This window comes from Gaoshiqia hydrogeniformans (assembly GCF_049347105.1).
In the GTDB taxonomy this organism is placed as follows: Bacteria; Bacteroidota; Bacteroidia; order Bacteroidales; family Prolixibacteraceae; genus Gaoshiqia; species Gaoshiqia hydrogeniformans.
On sequence record NZ_CP186334.1, the window covers coordinates 3,165,401 to 3,182,305 of the forward strand.

Sequence of the window (16,905 nt, forward strand, 5' to 3'; positions counted from 1 at the left end):
CGCAGAAAATAAGAACGATGGAAACAGCCCTTCCCGAATTGGTTGTACTCGGATACCTGGTATTTTGTCTTTGTTTTCTGTTGAAGAAAGAACGAAAAGATAACAGCGAGCTTCATGCACGGAACCGCTATGATCAAACAGCCGAACTGGAGTTAAAACAGAGACCGAAAATCAGAACAGATCGATTGTGCCGGGCTGAACCATTGCAGCCGGATTTAACCAACTCTCCATAAGTGAAAACCTTTAACCTTTCAATTCCTTAATCTGGATCAGGTCGTCCCAAATGGGGTCGCCTTTGGGCGGGTTGGCGATAATTTTAACCGGTTCTTTTTTTACCGGGTGAATAAACTCCAGTTTTCGGGCATGCAGGTGGATGCCGCCATCCGGGTTGCTGCGTTCGGCGCCGTATTTCAGGTCGCCTTTGATGTGGCAGCCTATTTTAGCCAGTTGTACCCTGATTTGGTGATGCCGTCCGGTATGAAGGTCGACCTCCAGCAGATGATACCGGTTGACGCTGGCCCGGTGCCGGTAGCTTAAACTGCAAAAACGCGCGTCTTTTTTGGGTTTCACCGATGCAAAGCTTTTGTTTTTGCCCTCATCTTTCCACAGGTAATGTTCCAGGGTGCCTTCTTCCTGCTCCGGGAGAATATTCACCACGGCCCAATAGGTTTTTTTCATGGCATCTTTATCCTGGAACATTTCATTCAGGCGGGTAAGCGCCTTGCTGGTCCGGGCAAAAAGCACCACGCCGCTGGTTGGCCGGTCGAGCCGGTGCGGCGAACCCAGGTAAACATCGCCTGGCTTATTGTATTTTTTCTTGATGTAGGCTTTTACCTGGTCAATCAGGGTTACATCGCCGGTTTTGTCGCCCTGCACAATTTCGCCACAGGCTTTGTTCACCGCAATAATATGGTTGTCTTCGTAAATCACTTGCATGGCAGATGGAGTTTCAGATTTCAAGTTTCAAGTTCTGAACTTTAGATTTCCAGCTACTTGTTACTTACTACTTATTGTTGGTTAATACTGTTCTCTTTCGTTCGGAAAATTCAGCGACTTCACATCGTCGATATAGGTGCCAACAGCTCCCTTAATTTCAGCGGCCAGGTTATGATACCGTCGCAGGAAACGGGGCGAAAATTCCTGGGTAATGCCCAGCATGTCGTGGATCACGAGCACCTGTCCATCGACTCCGTTACCGGCGCCAATGCCGATCACAGGTATTTTCAGCGATTCGGCCACCTGCTTGCCTAAAACCGCTGGAATTTTTTCGAGTACCAGGGCAAAACAGCCGGCATCTTCCAGTAGTTTGGCATCTTCCATCAACTTGGCGGCCTCTTCTTCCTGACGGGCTCTTACCGTGTATGTTCCGTATTTGTGGATCGATTGCGGCATTAAACCCAGGTGTCCCATGATGGGAATACCGGCCGACAAAATCCGGTCGACCGATTCGCGGATTTCTTTCCCGCCTTCGAGCTTCACGGCATCGGCTGCCGTTTCTTTCATAATCCGGATGGCTGAATTCAGCGCTTCCTTGCTGTTGCCCTGGTAGGTGCCAAAGGGCAGATCAACGACCACCAGCGCCCGTTTTGTTGCTTTTACAACCGAGCTGCCGTGGTAAATCATCTGGTCGAGGGTGATGGGCAGGGTCGTTTCGTTCCCGGCCATGACATTTGATGCCGAATCGCCAACGAGAATGACATCAATTCCGGCTTCATCAACTAATTTGGCCATGCTGTAATCGTAACTGGTCAGCATGGATATTTTCTCACCTTTCAGTTTCATCTCAGATAAAACATGTGTGGTGACTCGCTTAATTTCTTTATGTACCGACATGCTTAATTCTTTTATCGGCACAAAGGTAAGTAACTTTTAAATTATCCGGCCAAATTAGTTGCGAATGATATCAGACTCTTAAGAAAACCTCTTTTTTGTACATGTAGTACAAGATGGCCCAGATAAGGGCAAGCAGCCCGACATAGTGGATGAACTGTCCCAGATCGCCCCAAAGTTCGGGGGCCCATCCAAATAAAAAACCGGAAAGCCGTTCTACATCCACAAAACGTACAAATAAGTACACAAAGATGGAATTCATGCCGATTATGCGGAAATAAAACGACCATTTCGACCATTTCATCACATCGATGATCAGGTAAAAGAATGACAATAACAGAAAGCTGATACCGCCGGCCATCAGGTTGAAGGTGGTGGTCCAGCATTTTTTAATGATCGGGTAGAAGGGGTGAATGATGAGCGCCAGGACGACCAGTGCCGCTCCAATTGCGGCCATGAGTGTTGCTTTTTGCAGGTCGTCGCGTTTTTGTCCCCGCAGGATATGACCGGCCACTGCTCCCATGAGGGTAATTCCGGTTGCCGAAATAATGCACAGGAGTCCTTCCGGATCAAAAACTTCTCCGTGCAGGCGGCCGGGCAGCAGCAGCCGGTCAATGTAACCGTTGATACAACCCTCGGGCGTGAGCACGCCGGCCCCGATACCCGGAACCGGGACGAAAAGCTGGATCAGGGCATAGCCGGTCAATATACCGCCAAGCCAATACAGCCTGCTTTTGATGGATTTGGTATAAATTACAATGACAGCGGCAAAAAAATAGGCCAGCCCGATTTGTCCAAGCACACTGGCAAATCGGATGTTTGTTAGATCGCCGCGTAGTGCGCCGTTATAGATAATTCCCAGGATCACAAGGATGATCATGCGTTTGAAGACTTTGTTTACCAACGTTTTCTTGGGTGAATTTTTTTCGAGTTTCGAAACAATGGCATACGGGATAGCAACGCCCGCGATAAACATAAATAGCGGAAAAATCAGGTCGTACAGGTGAAAACCGGTCCAATGAACGTGTTCCATTTGTGCCGAGAGCCATGATGCTCCTGTTTTTTGCCCGATGAAGGCAAATAACGCTTCGCCGCCGATAATCCAAAACATGTCGAATCCGCGGAGTGCATCAAGGGATAGCAGGCGGTCTTTTTTTTCGGTCCTGATAGGTTCCATAGGTATACCGTTTTAGAATTTGTTTAGTGGGGTAAAAGTATAAAAATTAATGAATCGCTGTCTTTTTGTCATCAAACATGTCAGGGTGAAATGCACGGGTTTTTATTCATTGTGCCAATATTGCACTTCGGGCCGGCCAATTCTCCTTGGCATAATCATTGATCAATTCTGACCGTATAGCTGAAATCCAATCAGGGAATTATTAAAAAACAAAAGATAAAATGGGAAAAATTATTGGAATAGACTTAGGTACAACAAACTCATGCGTTGCTGTCATGGAAGGTAACGAGCCTGTTGTTATTCCCAACAGCGAAGGAAAACGTACCACTCCTTCAATCGTTGCATTTGTCGAAAACGGTGAACGCAAAATTGGTGACCCGGCCAAACGTCAGGCGATCACCAACCCGCAAAAAACGATTTTCTCCATCAAACGGTTTATGGGAGAGCGTTTTGCCAATGTAAATAAAGAAGTATCACGCGTTCCATACAAAGTTGTTGAGGGTGACAATAATACGCCTCGCGTACAGATTGACGACCGCCGTTATTCGCCGCAGGAAATTTCGGCTATGGTGCTTCAGAAAATGAAAAAAACGGCCGAAGACTACCTGGGACAGGAAGTTACGGAAGCAGTCATCACTGTCCCGGCTTATTTTAACGATGCTCAGCGGCAGGCGACCAAAGAAGCCGGCGAAATTGCCGGACTGACAGTTCGTCGGATCATCAACGAACCAACAGCTGCTTCGCTGGCCTATGGCCTGGACAAAATGCACCGCGATATGAAAGTTGCCGTGTTTGACCTCGGTGGCGGTACCTTTGATATCTCCATCCTCGAACTGGGAGACGGTGTTTTTGAGGTAAAATCGACAGACGGCGACACACACCTGGGTGGCGACGACTTTGACCAGGTAATTATTGACTGGCTGGCCGAAGAATTTAAAAGCGATGAAGGCCTTGATCTGCGTAAAGACCCGATGGCTCTCCAACGTCTGAAAGAAGCTGCCGAGAAAGCAAAAATCGAGTTGTCGAGTTCCACACAAACGGAAATCAACTTACCGTATATCATGCCGGTGAACGGCATGCCGAAACACCTGGTAAAAACGCTGACCCGCGCCAAATTTGAACAACTGGCCGACAGCCTGATCAATGCCACCATGGAACCCTGCCGTAAAGCACTGAAAAATGCCGGTATGACTGCCGCCGATATTGACGAGGTGATTTTGGTTGGAGGTTCAACACGTATTCCGGCTGTTCAGGAAAAAGTGCAGCAACTCTTTGGCAAAGCCCCTTCAAAAGGCGTAAATCCCGACGAAGTGGTTGCCGTTGGCGCTGCTATCCAGGGAGGTGTTTTAACCGGTGAAGTCAAAGATGTATTGTTGCTCGATGTGACCCCGCTTTCGCTGGGTATTGAAACCATGGGCGGTGTGATGACACGGTTGATTGAAGCCAACACGACCATACCGACCAAAAAATCGGAAACATTTACAACGGCTGCCGATAACCAGCCTTCGGTTGAGATTCATGTGTTGCAGGGCGAACGCCCGATGGCCGCCGGGAATAAAACCATTGGTCGTTTCCACCTCGACGGAATCCCGCCGGCTATGCGCGGCGTGCCTCAGATCGAGGTCACTTTCGACATCGATGCCAATGGTATTTTACACGTGAGCGCCAAAGATAAAGCTACCGGTAAATCGCAGTCTATTCGCATCGAAGCATCGTCGGGATTAAGCGATGACGAAATCAAACGGATGCGCGAGGAAGCTGCCGCCAATGCCGAAGCCGATAAGACCGCCAAAGAAAAAGTCGACAAATTGAACCAGGCTGACAGTTTAATTTTCCAAACCGAAAAGCAGTTGAAAGAGTTTGGCGATAAACTGCCTGCCGACAAGAAAGGCCCGATTGAAGCCGCTTTGAATAAACTGAAAGAAGCGCACAAAAATCAGGACCTGGCAGCGATTGACGCCGCTACGGCCGAACTGAACCAGGTGTTCCAGGCGGCCTCGCAGGAAATGTACAACGCACAGGCCCAGGCCAACGCCCAACCCGGACCCGATGCCGGTGCCCCGGGCGGCAACGGACAATCATCGAAAGCTTCGCAGGACGGCGAAGTAACCGATGTGGATTTTGAAGAAGTAAAATAGGGTACGATTAATAAGGATAATCAATAACTAGTAAAACGCAGTAAGTTTCTGACTTACTGCGTTTTTTGTTTGTAGTCATTTGATATTGTTAACTTGTTTTTCATGTATTTTTAGCATATATTTGTACCATACTTGTACCGCGCGCTATTTGACGTTAATGTGCGCCTTAAACAGGCTTATTTGGTCTTAACTGGGCTTATTTGTGCTTTTTTAGCTTGATGTAGTGCTAATTGATAAAATATATGGCAAAAAGTAAACTTAAAATACCCAAGATATGTGAGCAGTGTGGAAAGCCATTTGAAGCCAAAACTGTAGCAACCCGATTTTGTAGCCCTTACTGTGTAGATAAATCAGGAAGAGCAAAAAGAAGACGAGCCAAGGAGGCAATAGAAAAGCAAACATTGTTGGAAGAATCGATTCATAAGATAGCTGAGATCCAAACTCGGCCATTTATTTCGGTTTCAGAAGCTACAGTTCTTTTTGGTATATCAAAAGATACTATTCGTCGGCTTATTAAAGCAGGGAAAATTCCAGCTTATAATTTAGGACAACGATTAACCAGAGTTAGTCGAGTACATATTGAGGCAATGTTTACAGCCGTAGACTTACCTGAAACTCCTGATGAAAAGCCTGTTCGAATGCAATACGATAAAAGTGAATGTTATAATATTGCCGAAGTATCAGAAAGATTTGGAATATCTCCTTCAACTGTAAACAAAACGATCCGTAAATACAGCATTCCCCGAAGGCAAATTGGGAAATATGTGTATGTACCTAAAGAGCAAATTGAAGAGATATTTTCAAAAAAATAAACTAATACCCCATGAAACAATTATCAAAAACTAAAGTAACCGTTAGGCTTCGCAAGGCTGAAAATAGAAATGAGTGGTACATTTACTTAGAGAGTTATCCTGTGTTTGTTCCAGGAAAGAAAACGCCTCAGCGTATTCGGGAATACCTTAATAGGAGTGTAACTACAGTGGTATGGAATAAAAAGGGGAATGTTCGGATCAACGCCAAGGGAATTGGGACTTACAAACCTAAACGCAATGATAACGGTGTAATTATTTGTAAGAGTGAAGTTGATAATGAAAGCATGTTGTATGCTGATGGCGTTCGTAAACTTCGACAGCGCGAATATGATCATTCTGATCTATACAACGATACGGAAAGCGCTCAGGCCGAGCAAAAGGAACGATTGCAGCAGAATTTTATCGATTACTTTACCAAAGTAACTTATAAACGTCATTCAAATAGCTCGAAATCCATTTTGATAAATTGGGAGCGTTCCATTGAGTTCCTGAAACTTTATTCAGGAGATACACTTTTATTTTCAGAATTGGATTTAAGTCTGGCCGAAGGTTTCAGACTTTTTCTCTTGTCAGCACCACGAGGGGGCAACAAAGGTGGTAAGCTATCCCATAATTCCGCATCTACCTACTTTTCTGTTTTTAAGGCAGCGCTTAAGCAGGCCTTTATTGATGGTTATCTGACTAGTGATTTATCTGCTAAGATAAAAGGGATTCAGTGGCAGGAATCTCGCAGGGAATACCTAACCGTAGAGGAACTAAATAAACTTGTAGCTACTCCATGTGAACGTGATGTTCTTAAAAGAGCTGCTCTTTTTTCTGCTTTAACAGGTTTGAGGCTTATTGATATTCAGCAACTAAAATGGAATGAAATTATTGTTGATGGAAATCAAGCGCGTTTACAATTTACACAACAGAAAACAAAAGGATTTGAGTATACTCCGATTTCAGAACAAGCCTTGCAGCTTTGTGGGGAAGTAGGAACGCCAGAGCAATTAGTTTTTGACGATTTGCCGGGACCGGCATGGATTTCGCGGCCGTTAAAAAATTGGATTGAAGCTGCAGGTTTCAAAAAGAAGATCACATTTCATAATTTCAGACATACATTTGCAACCCTGCAATTATCAAGCGGAACGGATATCTATACGGTTAGTAAAATGCTTGGACATACGAATGTAAAAACCACTCAGATTTATGCAAAAGTGGTGGACGAGAAGAAAAACAAAGCAGCACAAGCCATAAAATTAGATGACATCAAAAACTTAAAGAAATAGTCTTTCAATATTTCATTTTAGCTCAGCAGATTCATTTAATTAAAGTTTTAGAACGCTTTTCAGATATTCAATTTTTAATTCATGCTTTTTTTTTGAGATTGTATTTTGAAAAGTCTAAAAAAAAGCGAAAAGGAATAACCACACTATTGCTTTTTTTAAATACAAAAACGAGTAGTAAGACTACTCAATAAATGACAAATTTAAAGAGTTTAATACATTCTTTAGAGCTCATAAAGTTGCTTCTGCTCCATCTTGAACAAAGTCTGATATGTTACCTGTATCAGATCTGGTACTGCTAGTGGTACATGTACTGATACCGGAAGAATTATAGTGATTAATTTGTAGATGCTTTACCATTGAATATATAAGTTAGTCCATTATTTTATTCAGTACATTTTGGATATTTTGGATGTTGGTTTTTGAAATTCCGCATTCTTTGGCAATGGACGGCCAATGGTTAATTGCATCTTGAACTTCTTCGATAATTACATCACCTTTTTTTAATCCAAAATGATCGGCCAACTTCAAAAGTTCCTTTCGTCCTGGATTCCGACTTTCTCCAGCTATCATGGTGCTGTGAAATCCGTAGGCCGAATTCGAAAATGTCAGGTCGTAAGCCGGGGCAAATTGCCATTCTCCTTTTGCGTTCATCAGGAAAGAGAAATTTTTGCTATGATCGTCGCGATTGTGAGCGAAAACATTGAATGCGGCTAACCTGAAAACTTTATCATAGGCATTTACATGTTTTTCAAGGCGGAATGCACAGTCCATTAAATGTCCATAATCCATAGTACTCATTCTGAAATTGTCATGCATAAGTCCGGATGCGGTATGTGTATGCAGACGTTTCCCTGAATCCCGATCAAAACGTTTTGTTCCGAAATATACCTTTCCTGATTTTCCCTCAAACAGCCTGCATTTGCTCATTCTTATTCCTGCCTGCAAGGCCATTTTGTGATAGGCGAATTCGATTCTGGCAATTTCCGGATTGTCTGACGATGATGGAAATTTAATAATCCAGTCCTCATAACCGTCTGGCAGATGGTCGAAACCATGAGTCAGTTCATTGGAATGAGGATTGTAACCAACAAAAACCTTTGGGCGGGCACCACCTGATGATCCTCCAAGAATAAATAATTCCTCAATAATATCAGAACTTGTTCCCTGTAGGATTTGATTCATTTCGTAAGCAAGTATGTCAAGTTCAGGAATGTGACCGGTATCTTCAGCAGGTTCCATTTCTGGCTTATAAGTCAGTGCTCCCATACCTGAAGAGCCCACAAATGCCAACCGGTCTAAAGGTGTAATTCTTGCTATGTCGATTCCTTTTGAAGCTAGTGAGCGATCAAGAAGTAAACGTCCCCATCCATCCGGTAACGAGTCGTTAAATACTCCAAATAATCCGTCAAAAGGTTCTTTGTCTGCACTTAAAATATCATTTGTAAATGGCAATTTGATAGGCGAGAGGTTGAGGCCATTTTTTAGGAAATCTGCATTATATCTAAAATAGATTTTGCTATCAGATAATACCAGTTCTCCCACTTCTGCTATATCTCCTTCGAGCAACAGCGATACTGTTATTTTCTTTATTGCTGGCATTGACTTTCAGATTATTTTGAAAAAAGTTTTTCAATATCTTCCCGGTTTTCATTGATTGAAAGAATAGTATCGATTTCGTTTAATCGTCCCAGAAGATGCATTAATTTTAATAATGATTCAAGAGAAATTCTCCCGGTTCTTTCAAACCGCTTTAAACTACCCAATGAAACACCTGATCGTTCTGCCATCTCTTTTTGAGATAGTTTTGATTGCTTTCGCAGGGTACGAAATCTTTGTGCTAACTTTTTACTAACCTCGGTAGGTGTTTGTTCTAATGAGTACATATTGTGGATAAAATATTAGCTAAAAGTACGAAAAATAAATAAAAATGGATAATATATTAGCTGAAAAAGAATTCTGATGTTATTGTTTTTGCTACATATTCTTGTGCCGCGGCCATTTCCCCTGATCGGCTCCAACGCTCCCTTATCCCGTTCGCCCACTCACGGAGAACGGTAGCTTTTTACGCCGTTACAGTGAAAAACGCCTTCAGGCACCGCACGAAAAGAGCCATCCTTTCGTTTCACTACAGTCCTGCACTTTTCCTTAGCCGTCCACAAGTAAGGCTTAACAGGTTTTAATAACCTTTCAGGTGGAAAACAAAAAAGAAATCCAAGATCGCCGGCCTCCCCGCAAATCCTCCCCGGGAAAAATGCAAGATCAAGATGAATGCCCCGGATTAGTATTATTGCAGATAGACCTAATTTGTTTATAGTTATCCGTGGCAATCCTGCATTTTATCCACGGCCGTCAACTATCCGGCTTTCTTTTCTTTTTTTCCCTTTTTTCTTTTCTTATGAGGAATGTTTTATTTGTTCAAATAAAATCAATTCAGATTTTTTGTTTCTCAGGTATTATTTATTGGATGGAGTAACAACACTCAAAATGCATATACATCTTTTGGATTCAATTTTCATTTGTTAACTTGCAATAGTTAGAAACACATATCATTAATTAGATTCAATAAAACCATGGAATTACGGACGTTTGTAATTCCACACTGAGAAGTCAGCTGAGAAAGAAATGCACTCCAAATATTTTGAAAATATCGTCATTTATTTATCCGTTTTGCTGGCGTGTATCATATTGGGTGTTTTTGCAAGAATGTTTGCAATAAGTGTTGGAGCAGATGAATTTACGGCGAATATTGTCTTTGTAGCCGTTACTTTGTTTGGTGTTCTCGTTTACGTCCTGCTGTCTATTTTTTTAACGGATCTTTATACCGTAATAGCCAGAATATTTTTTCCTAAAAAGAAACAGTTAAAAGATCCCGCTGAAAAAGCTAATGATCCGGCCTGGATCGATAAAATCAGGACCGAACAAATACAGTTGATTACAAATCAGGAAAATAATAAGATTGCTATTGCAGTTAAATACACACAAACAGTTTTTGCAGCCTATACCTCCGAAAAGGATTTAGTTCTGCTATCCCGGAACATCACATCCTATGCTGAAAAGAAGCTGACCGATGAAATTCAATCGGTAGAAGTCACCGAATTAAGCAGCATCGATCTTTATCATTTTGGCTGGAATATCTGGAACCATTTCAGGATTGGTAATCAGCTGCAAATGGCAGCCTTTCTAAAAAACGTCTTTCCCTCAATTCTTGGTAATGTGGAAACAGAAACCATCAAACGGCATTTAAAAGATGACGAGCAGAGAGGTATCATTCAGATTCGGAAAAGTCTTTCCAAAGAATAAGCACAAATAAAAATCATCATTCCCTGTGTTTTTGAAGTGTTTATCCTGTGTTTTTGCGACACAGAAAAAACACTGGCTTTATTTGCTTCATAACGATTAAAAAACATAGTTATGGATGTCAATGAAATTTCTTTCGAAAACTTACCCAGAGCAGTAGCCCACCTGGTTACTGAAGTGGCAGAATTAAAAGTTCTGGTTGAAAAGGGCCGGACACCCGTTGAAAACAAAAAACGTATTCCGATCGGAATTGATCAGGCGTGTAAGATCATCAAAAAAGCCAAACCAACCGTTTACACGCTTGTGCGCAAACGTATGATTCCTTGTTACAAAAACGGAAAACAACTCTACTTTTTCGAAGACGAATTACTCGAGTGGATCACCAATGGCAAAAAGAAAACGCTACAGGAGATCGAAAATGAAGCAAAAGCCGGATTCAGAAAGCGTTCGCAAGTGAGAGGATAATGAATCTGTTTGAGTTGATTAACAACTTCTGGCGATTGGATGAACAGCTAAATTTTACTGGAAATGAAACCCGATTGTACTTCTTTTTGCTTCATGTGGCCAACCGATCACGATGGCCGGAATGGATTGAATATGCTGACAAACGACTGGCGGCTAATGCCAATATGTCGTTGCAGGTACTAAAATCGGCCCGGGGACAATTGAAGGAAGCGGGCTTGTTAAACTATGTTCCCGGGGGTGGATTTAGGGTTAAAACTAAGTATCAGATTCTGACACCTAGGTCTACACTTAGGTCTGACCTTAGATCTACACCCTACTATATAAAGACTAAAGACAATAATACAAATACAAAGACGAATGGAAAAGGGAAAGGATTTGTCCACACAGGAAGTGATTTCGACTAAGCAAAAATTCTGTGATGTATTGCTCGACGATGCCCAAAAGATAATTGCCGGTGAAAAAGAAAAGATGCGTCGCCGCCGATTAATTTTTCCTTTTGAATATCCTGAATTTCAAAACCTGATAAAAGCATTCGGGAACACCTGCCTGGCTCAACGAAATCAGGACCGGAATTTTGTTATCGATAAATACAACGAACCGGTGATAAAACAACTTTACTTGTACGTTACCGGCAATACTTCTTTCACCGGCGATCTTGCAAAGGGATTGTTATTGCAGGGAAAATACGGATGTGGCAAAACAGTTTTGCTCGAAACCTATTCCATGCTTCATAACCATATCGTCAGAAAATTGAGTTTGAATTATCCGGTGCTTCGGTTTGTCAAATCCGTTCAACTCCAGGAGCAGATAAAAGAGCAGTCCATGGAAATGTTTGTCAAAAGACCTTTAATCATCGATGAATTCGGACGGGAATCAAAAACGGTCATAGATTACGGAAATATCAGTCGTCCAATTTCTGAATTATTAAGTCTCAGAAGTGATGTCGAAACCATAACGCATGCCACTTCAAATTTTACGTTTAAGACCCTTTCTTCCGATGAATTTTACGGTGGAATGATTGGTGACCGATTAAAAACCATGTTCAATTTTATCACTATGAAGGGAGAAAGCAGAAGAAAATAATTCAGCAACAATTGACTTTTTCAGGATTACAATTTGGGAATTCCCCGACCTGATAAGACCTCGAAAATCACTAAGAAATAACTACGGGGGAGGGGACTGCAAGATGTGTTTTTATTACCATAAAAACCTTCGGTATCTTGTCTGGCAGGAGCCCCTGGTTTTGACCAAACCAACTTGCAGTCCCCTCCCCAAAAAGCAAAACGCAAGGAAATTATGCGACCAAAATTACCGGAGCACGAAAAACGAACCGAGATCATCCGGCTGCTTCTTACGAAAGAAGAAAAGCAGCGATTGGATAGTTTGGTGCGTACCGGGAAGTTTGGCTGCCGGAGTGATTATATTCGCTATGCCATATTTCGGAGATCAGTAAAGAAGGAAGTTCACTTAGATTCGGAGACAAAAGATCGGTTGAACAATCTGGACTATGAATTGAATAGGATTGGAGTGAACCTGAACCAGCTTTCTAAAAAAATGAATTCATTTTCTACATACAATGTTGGAGATAATGACCGACACTTACTAAAACAGGCTTTTCAGATGATGATGCAATGCCTGGCTTTTTTACAAAAACACCTGCGCTAAATTTTTACTATGGTCATCGTAATCCATCAATCGGGCAATACTCAAAATGCTTTGTTTTACAACGAAAAGAAAGTACAACAGAAAAAGGCACACTTTTATAAAAGCGGCAATACACCAACCATAAATCCTTTTGCCGGAACAAAACATGATCGGCTGAATATTCTGAAAGAGATTGAGGAGCGAAACACACGGGTGAAAAAGAAAGGCTTACATATTTCTGTAAATCCAACAGTAACGGATTTGGTGAAGTTGGGAGATAAAGGAATCCGCACCGAAATCGGAAACCTGATGGAACATTTGGGTTATGGTAATCAACCATACTTTGTTTACAAACATTCAGACATTGACCGGACACACTTTCATATCGTTTCCACACGAATTGATTGCCAGACCGGGAAGAAGATCAAGGACAATTATGAGAAGGAGAAAACGCAACGTTTCATCAAATCTCTGGAACAAAAGTATGATCTCACCAAAGAGCAGAACCAGGTACAAGCTAATTTAAAATTTTCTGCAGGAAGCAGAAATCTGAAACAGAACCTGGAGATTTTATTTTATCAGCTAAACGAGATTGAATCTATCTCGACTAAACAGCTTTACGATAAATCGCTGGAGCTTTTTAATGTGGAGGTAAGGAGATCGGGAAGGGGGCATGTAGTTTTTGTTACTGATGAAATTGGAAATCCAATTCGTTACCCGATCAGGCTTTCGGAATTTGAAGAAAGACCTCGATTTCATCATTCTCAAAGTGCTGAACAGGAGCAGCAAGTTGCTTCTCCCATGATCAACGAGTTTCATTTGGCGCAATGGGCGAGGGATGTAAATCGATTAATTGAGCGAAGTAACAGACGAAAAAAGGAACCAACTATGAAATATAAAGTGAAAAACAGAGGTAGGGGAATGAGTCGTTAATAATTGAGATACCAAAAAAGGCGATCAGCACCTTCTCTGTGAGGGATGCTAAATCTACAAGTTCATGAGTAATCATCATACACGATAAAAGCTGTTCATCATATGGAATAAAAACCAAGGTGATGTTTGACAGCGAACTTTTCTGCCAAACATCAAATCTCAGCATTTAATATTTTCTAAATACTTTGTACGAATGGGGCATCAGTGTAATACGAAATTTATAGGTCTCCCGGGGATTTCTCCATCGGTTTTGTACGGAATTGTCCTCCTGTATTTTTTCAAGTTTAATCCCGCTGACCAAATCTTTAATCTCAGAAAGATCTTCATAGCTCACTAATTGTATTGTTACCGGTTCATCGCGAAATGACTCTACAATAAAAGTACTGTTATCGTACAAAAACAATCCAACTTTCGATGGTCCTTCAATATACATACCTAAATCTTTGCTTAAAACTTGTCTGAAGGTATTTAGCACGCCTGCAGGAAGATCATACAGGTTGCCAAAGTCGTCGGGAATTGTTAGTACATAAAGGTTACCTTTGGAATACTTCGCCCTGAGTAACATTGGGTAACCACTTACTCCTCCTTTTAACGGTCTGCCGGCACTTACTATTTCCCAGGCATCGTTAGTCTGATACTTAACTTGGGTGATAAGAATATCTTTATAAATTTCTCCTGCATATCCAAAATCATTCACAAGGGCTTTTAAATCCGAAGCACGTAATTCAGCAATGTCAGCAATATCTTCCTGAATAGCTTTTAACAAAGCACTTGTAATAACTACATCACCTCCTTTATGGAGTTGTTTTTTCATTTTATTTACAATGTCCGGATCGTATTTGGCTTGTTCGGTAAGTAAAACAACCTGCTGGTCGGTTGGGAAATCTGAGTACATATCCATCGGAAGTCCTATCATACCAAGATAGTTTTGCAAGAAATCGTCGCCCAGCGAATGGAACGGTTTATATGATTTGATGCCAACAGGATTTCCTAATTTGCTTACAACATCATCAACTTGTTGCAAAGCTACACCGGCAACCCGCGCAATAGTTGATGGGGTGATGGTTTTTCCATTTGGCGTTTGAACAGGTTTCATCATTTCATCATAATTGAAGCTGGTTCCCATTCCCTGCCAGGGAGTTCGGTGTATTTCTGTATGTAATTCTGTTCCGAGCAATTGGTGGTAGGCAAACAAAATAACTTCGGGTGCTTTGGCAAACATAGTTAGCCAGAGTTGCTCGGCATAGCGGTCCATCCCCATGCCTGAACCACCAGAATCTACCCAGCCTCCAAAGTTAAAACCTGGGCGTAGGTTGTTGAAATAGCGAATGATGTTATAACTTAAATAATTTTGCAAGTGTTGTGCCGAAGAGGGATCACGTGTTTCGGTGCCTGTCCATACGCCGTCAAACATTGTCGGTCCGTTACTCAGGTCGAAACCCAATCCCTGGAAATGATCATACCAGTTAGGGTATTTGATAATGATTTTTACATCTGGATTGATTTTTTTTGCAGGTTTAATAACCAGGTCCATTCCTGCTTCGGTCATTAGCTTTGTGCGGTATTCTGTCCAGCTCATATCGCCTTTGGCTTCAATTTCAATATCCGATTTGCAGCTGGTAAAAAAGAAATCGTCAAGAATAAAATCATCAAAATGCCGGGCTGTATGTTCTGCAATTTGTTGTACAATATCCCGATGTTCAGGATTTGAATAGCAAAAGGTTTCAAAACTGTTTGATTCATCAATTGTATAAGTAATTCCACCTCCAACTTCAAGACCTTTGTCCAAAAAATATTTTTTTGCCTGTTCCAGTGTTTCGTCCGGAACGATTAACAGGTCGCGGTGTGTTTCCAGGTAAATCTTGTCAATTTTTGCCTGATCAGAAATGATAGTCCAGGTGGAGTCGAGCCAGTTTAGGTCTTTCATTTTTTCCACCTCGTAGGCCCGAACATAAACTGATACTTTATAACTTTTGTAATTCCCCGCTTGCGAGAGAAGCGTAATTCCGATCAAAATGATCAGAGTGAAAATTTGTTTCATAATTAGGTTTTTATTGGTTTATAATAAGTTTATTGAAAATTATTGAGTTCTTTGAAACAGTTCAAAGGCCATCCGGCTGTTGTGATACGGACACTTCCATAAACTAACTTTTGGTCGGACTAAATTCGGTTTGCCATCTGGGCCTACACCTCCGTACCAACCTCCATATTTGGTGTCAACTAAGTTGTTTTTTATCCAGCTCCAGGTTTTTATCGCTGCATCGAGGTATTTTTCATCTCCACTAATTTGCCAGGCGTTATAAAAAGCTACAACTGATTCGGCTTGTGGCCACCATTCCAAGCCTCCATGAATTTGTCCGTTATTTCTCTCATAAAGTAATGAACCATCCGGATTCCAGCCTTCTTTCATTTGAATATCTACCAACTTAAGAGCCATTTTTTCTGTTCGGCGGATGAGTGTTTTATCTTTAATTGCTTCGGCAGATTCAAAAAGCAACCAGGAAAGTTCCATATCATGACCGTACGAATCAATGTGTTCCAGGTTTTCCCATTCCATAGTAAGGAAAAGCTTTTGATGTCCTGTTTTTTGGTCTATTATCTTTTCATAAAACAAATTGATAAGTCCGGTTAATTGCTTTTTCAATTCCTTATCGGGCCATACTTTGTATAGTAGTGTATACGCTTCCAGAACATGTAAATGTGTATTCATGGTTTTGGCTGCAATGCCAGAGCCATCATAACCAAAACGCTCGGGAGTTTCCCAATTACGAGAAAAAGATTCTATATAGCCGCCGTTAAGAGGATCAAAAGCCCTTTTCTCCAGAGTACGGTATAGTTCGATTGCCTGTTTTAAGCTTTCCTTGTTACCAATTGCCCGATAGTGTTCTGCTAGTCCATAGATGGCATAGGCAATTGCATAGGTTTGTTTTTCTGCGTTTAGTGGGGTACCATCAGCATTTATCGTCCAATAAGTCCCCCCGTATTCCTGATCGATAAAATTCATCAGAAAATAGCTTTGCGCTCTGTCTGCTAATTCCTTGTAATTTTCATTCCCAAACAGTTGATAAGCTTTCGAGAATGTCCATAAAATGCGGGCATTCAAAACACCACCTTTCGGAGCATCCGGTACAGCTGTGCCATCGTTTAAAACCGTGCCGTAAAAACCTCCGGAGGGATCTGGTGTATTCTTTTCCCAGAAAGGAAGTGTATTGTGTTTTAAATCCTGTACCGATTCACTCACCAACCCGGATACTTTCTTGTTGGTAGCAACCTGTGCAGATGCTAATGAAAACATCTGCACAGTAAAACCTATGAATATGATTAATACTTTTTTCATT

16 protein-coding genes are annotated in these 16,905 nt (G+C 41.7%); 9 read left to right on the forward strand and 7 right to left on the reverse strand.

Annotated elements, in window-relative coordinates; genetic code table 11:
• Positions 1-17: 17 nt before the first annotated feature.
• Positions 18-233: a hypothetical protein gene (locus ACOIT5_RS12885; RefSeq protein ID WP_423126565.1), complete on the forward strand. Its 216-nt coding sequence runs from the start codon at positions 18-20 to the stop codon at positions 231-233.
• A 10-nt stretch (positions 234-243) separates the two neighbouring features.
• On the opposite strand, the gene ACOIT5_RS12890 is transcribed toward ACOIT5_RS12885, so the two are convergent.
• The 3 genes from ACOIT5_RS12890 to ACOIT5_RS12900 all read right to left on the reverse strand — a co-directional run bounded on the left by ACOIT5_RS12890 (position 244) and on the right by ACOIT5_RS12900 (position 3,007).
• Entirely contained in the window at positions 244-936 is a 693-nt protein-coding gene (locus ACOIT5_RS12890) for an RluA family pseudouridine synthase (RefSeq protein WP_423126566.1), read from the reverse strand.
• Positions 937-1,017: 81 nt separating this feature from the next.
• On the reverse strand, positions 1,018-1,833 hold the full coding sequence (panB, locus tag ACOIT5_RS12895) for a 3-methyl-2-oxobutanoate hydroxymethyltransferase (RefSeq protein WP_423126567.1): 816 nt from the start codon (positions 1,831-1,833) through the stop codon (positions 1,018-1,020).
• Between the two features lie 70 nt (positions 1,834-1,903).
• Positions 1,904-3,007, reverse strand: coding sequence for an acyltransferase family protein (locus ACOIT5_RS12900; RefSeq protein ID WP_423126568.1), 1,104 nt, complete (start codon positions 3,005-3,007; stop codon positions 1,904-1,906).
• Positions 3,008-3,228: 221 nt separating this feature from the next.
• Between ACOIT5_RS12900 and dnaK the strand changes: the two genes are divergently transcribed.
• From dnaK to ACOIT5_RS12915, 3 genes are all read left to right on the forward strand, one after another.
• Positions 3,229-5,145 carry a molecular chaperone DnaK gene (gene dnaK / locus ACOIT5_RS12905; RefSeq protein WP_423126569.1) on the forward strand — a complete coding sequence of 639 codons (1,917 nt, stop codon included), beginning with the start codon at positions 3,229-3,231 and terminating at the stop codon, positions 5,143-5,145.
• Positions 5,146-5,387: 242 nt separating this feature from the next.
• Entirely contained in the window at positions 5,388-5,957 is a 570-nt protein-coding gene (locus ACOIT5_RS12910; protein WP_423126570.1) for a helix-turn-helix domain-containing protein, read from the forward strand.
• A gap of 11 nt (positions 5,958-5,968) precedes the next feature.
• Entirely contained in the window at positions 5,969-7,228 is a 1,260-nt protein-coding gene (locus ACOIT5_RS12915) for a site-specific integrase (RefSeq protein ID WP_423126571.1), read from the forward strand.
• A 369-nt stretch (positions 7,229-7,597) separates the two neighbouring features.
• Here the strand turns inward: ACOIT5_RS12915 and ACOIT5_RS12920 are convergent, their stop codons facing one another.
• Together ACOIT5_RS12920 and ACOIT5_RS12925 are read right to left on the reverse strand one after the other, a co-directional pair.
• Entirely contained in the window at positions 7,598-8,827 is a 1,230-nt protein-coding gene (locus tag ACOIT5_RS12920) for a type II toxin-antitoxin system HipA family toxin (protein ID WP_423126572.1), read from the reverse strand.
• An 11-nt stretch (positions 8,828-8,838) separates the two neighbouring features.
• Entirely contained in the window at positions 8,839-9,111 is a 273-nt protein-coding gene (locus tag ACOIT5_RS12925) for a helix-turn-helix domain-containing protein (protein WP_081804754.1), read from the reverse strand.
• Positions 9,112-9,931: 820 nt separating this feature from the next.
• Between ACOIT5_RS12925 and ACOIT5_RS12930 the strand changes: the two genes are divergently transcribed.
• The 5 genes from ACOIT5_RS12930 to ACOIT5_RS12950 all read left to right on the forward strand — a co-directional run bounded on the left by ACOIT5_RS12930 (position 9,932) and on the right by ACOIT5_RS12950 (position 13,567).
• Positions 9,932-10,528: a hypothetical protein gene (locus ACOIT5_RS12930; RefSeq protein ID WP_423126573.1), complete on the forward strand. Its 597-nt coding sequence runs from the start codon at positions 9,932-9,934 to the stop codon at positions 10,526-10,528.
• 111 nt (positions 10,529-10,639) lie between these two features.
• The gene (locus tag ACOIT5_RS12935; RefSeq protein ID WP_423126574.1) at positions 10,640-10,990 is read left to right on the forward strand and encodes a helix-turn-helix domain-containing protein; all 351 of its coding nucleotides are present in this window, start codon (positions 10,640-10,642) and stop codon (positions 10,988-10,990) included.
• A 357-nt stretch (positions 10,991-11,347) separates the two neighbouring features.
• Positions 11,348-12,073, forward strand: a complete 726-nt coding sequence (locus ACOIT5_RS12940) for a hypothetical protein (RefSeq protein WP_423126575.1) — start codon at positions 11,348-11,350, stop codon at positions 12,071-12,073.
• Positions 12,074-12,286: 213 nt separating this feature from the next.
• Entirely contained in the window at positions 12,287-12,655 is a 369-nt protein-coding gene (locus ACOIT5_RS12945) for a plasmid mobilization protein (protein WP_423126576.1), read from the forward strand.
• A gap of 9 nt (positions 12,656-12,664) precedes the next feature.
• Entirely contained in the window at positions 12,665-13,567 is a 903-nt protein-coding gene (locus tag ACOIT5_RS12950; RefSeq protein WP_423126577.1) for a relaxase/mobilization nuclease domain-containing protein, read from the forward strand.
• A gap of 166 nt (positions 13,568-13,733) precedes the next feature.
• Here ACOIT5_RS12950 and ACOIT5_RS12955 read toward each other — a convergent pair whose 3' ends face one another.
• On the reverse strand, positions 13,734-15,356 hold the full coding sequence (locus ACOIT5_RS12955) for a hypothetical protein (RefSeq protein WP_423126578.1): 1,623 nt from the start codon (positions 15,354-15,356) through the stop codon (positions 13,734-13,736).
• A gap of 291 nt (positions 15,357-15,647) precedes the next feature.
• Positions 15,648-16,904 (reverse strand): AGE family epimerase/isomerase, encoded by a 1,257-nt coding sequence (locus tag ACOIT5_RS12960; RefSeq protein ID WP_423126579.1) that lies wholly within the window; start codon positions 16,902-16,904, stop codon positions 15,648-15,650.
• Position 16,905: the final 1 nt, after the last annotated feature.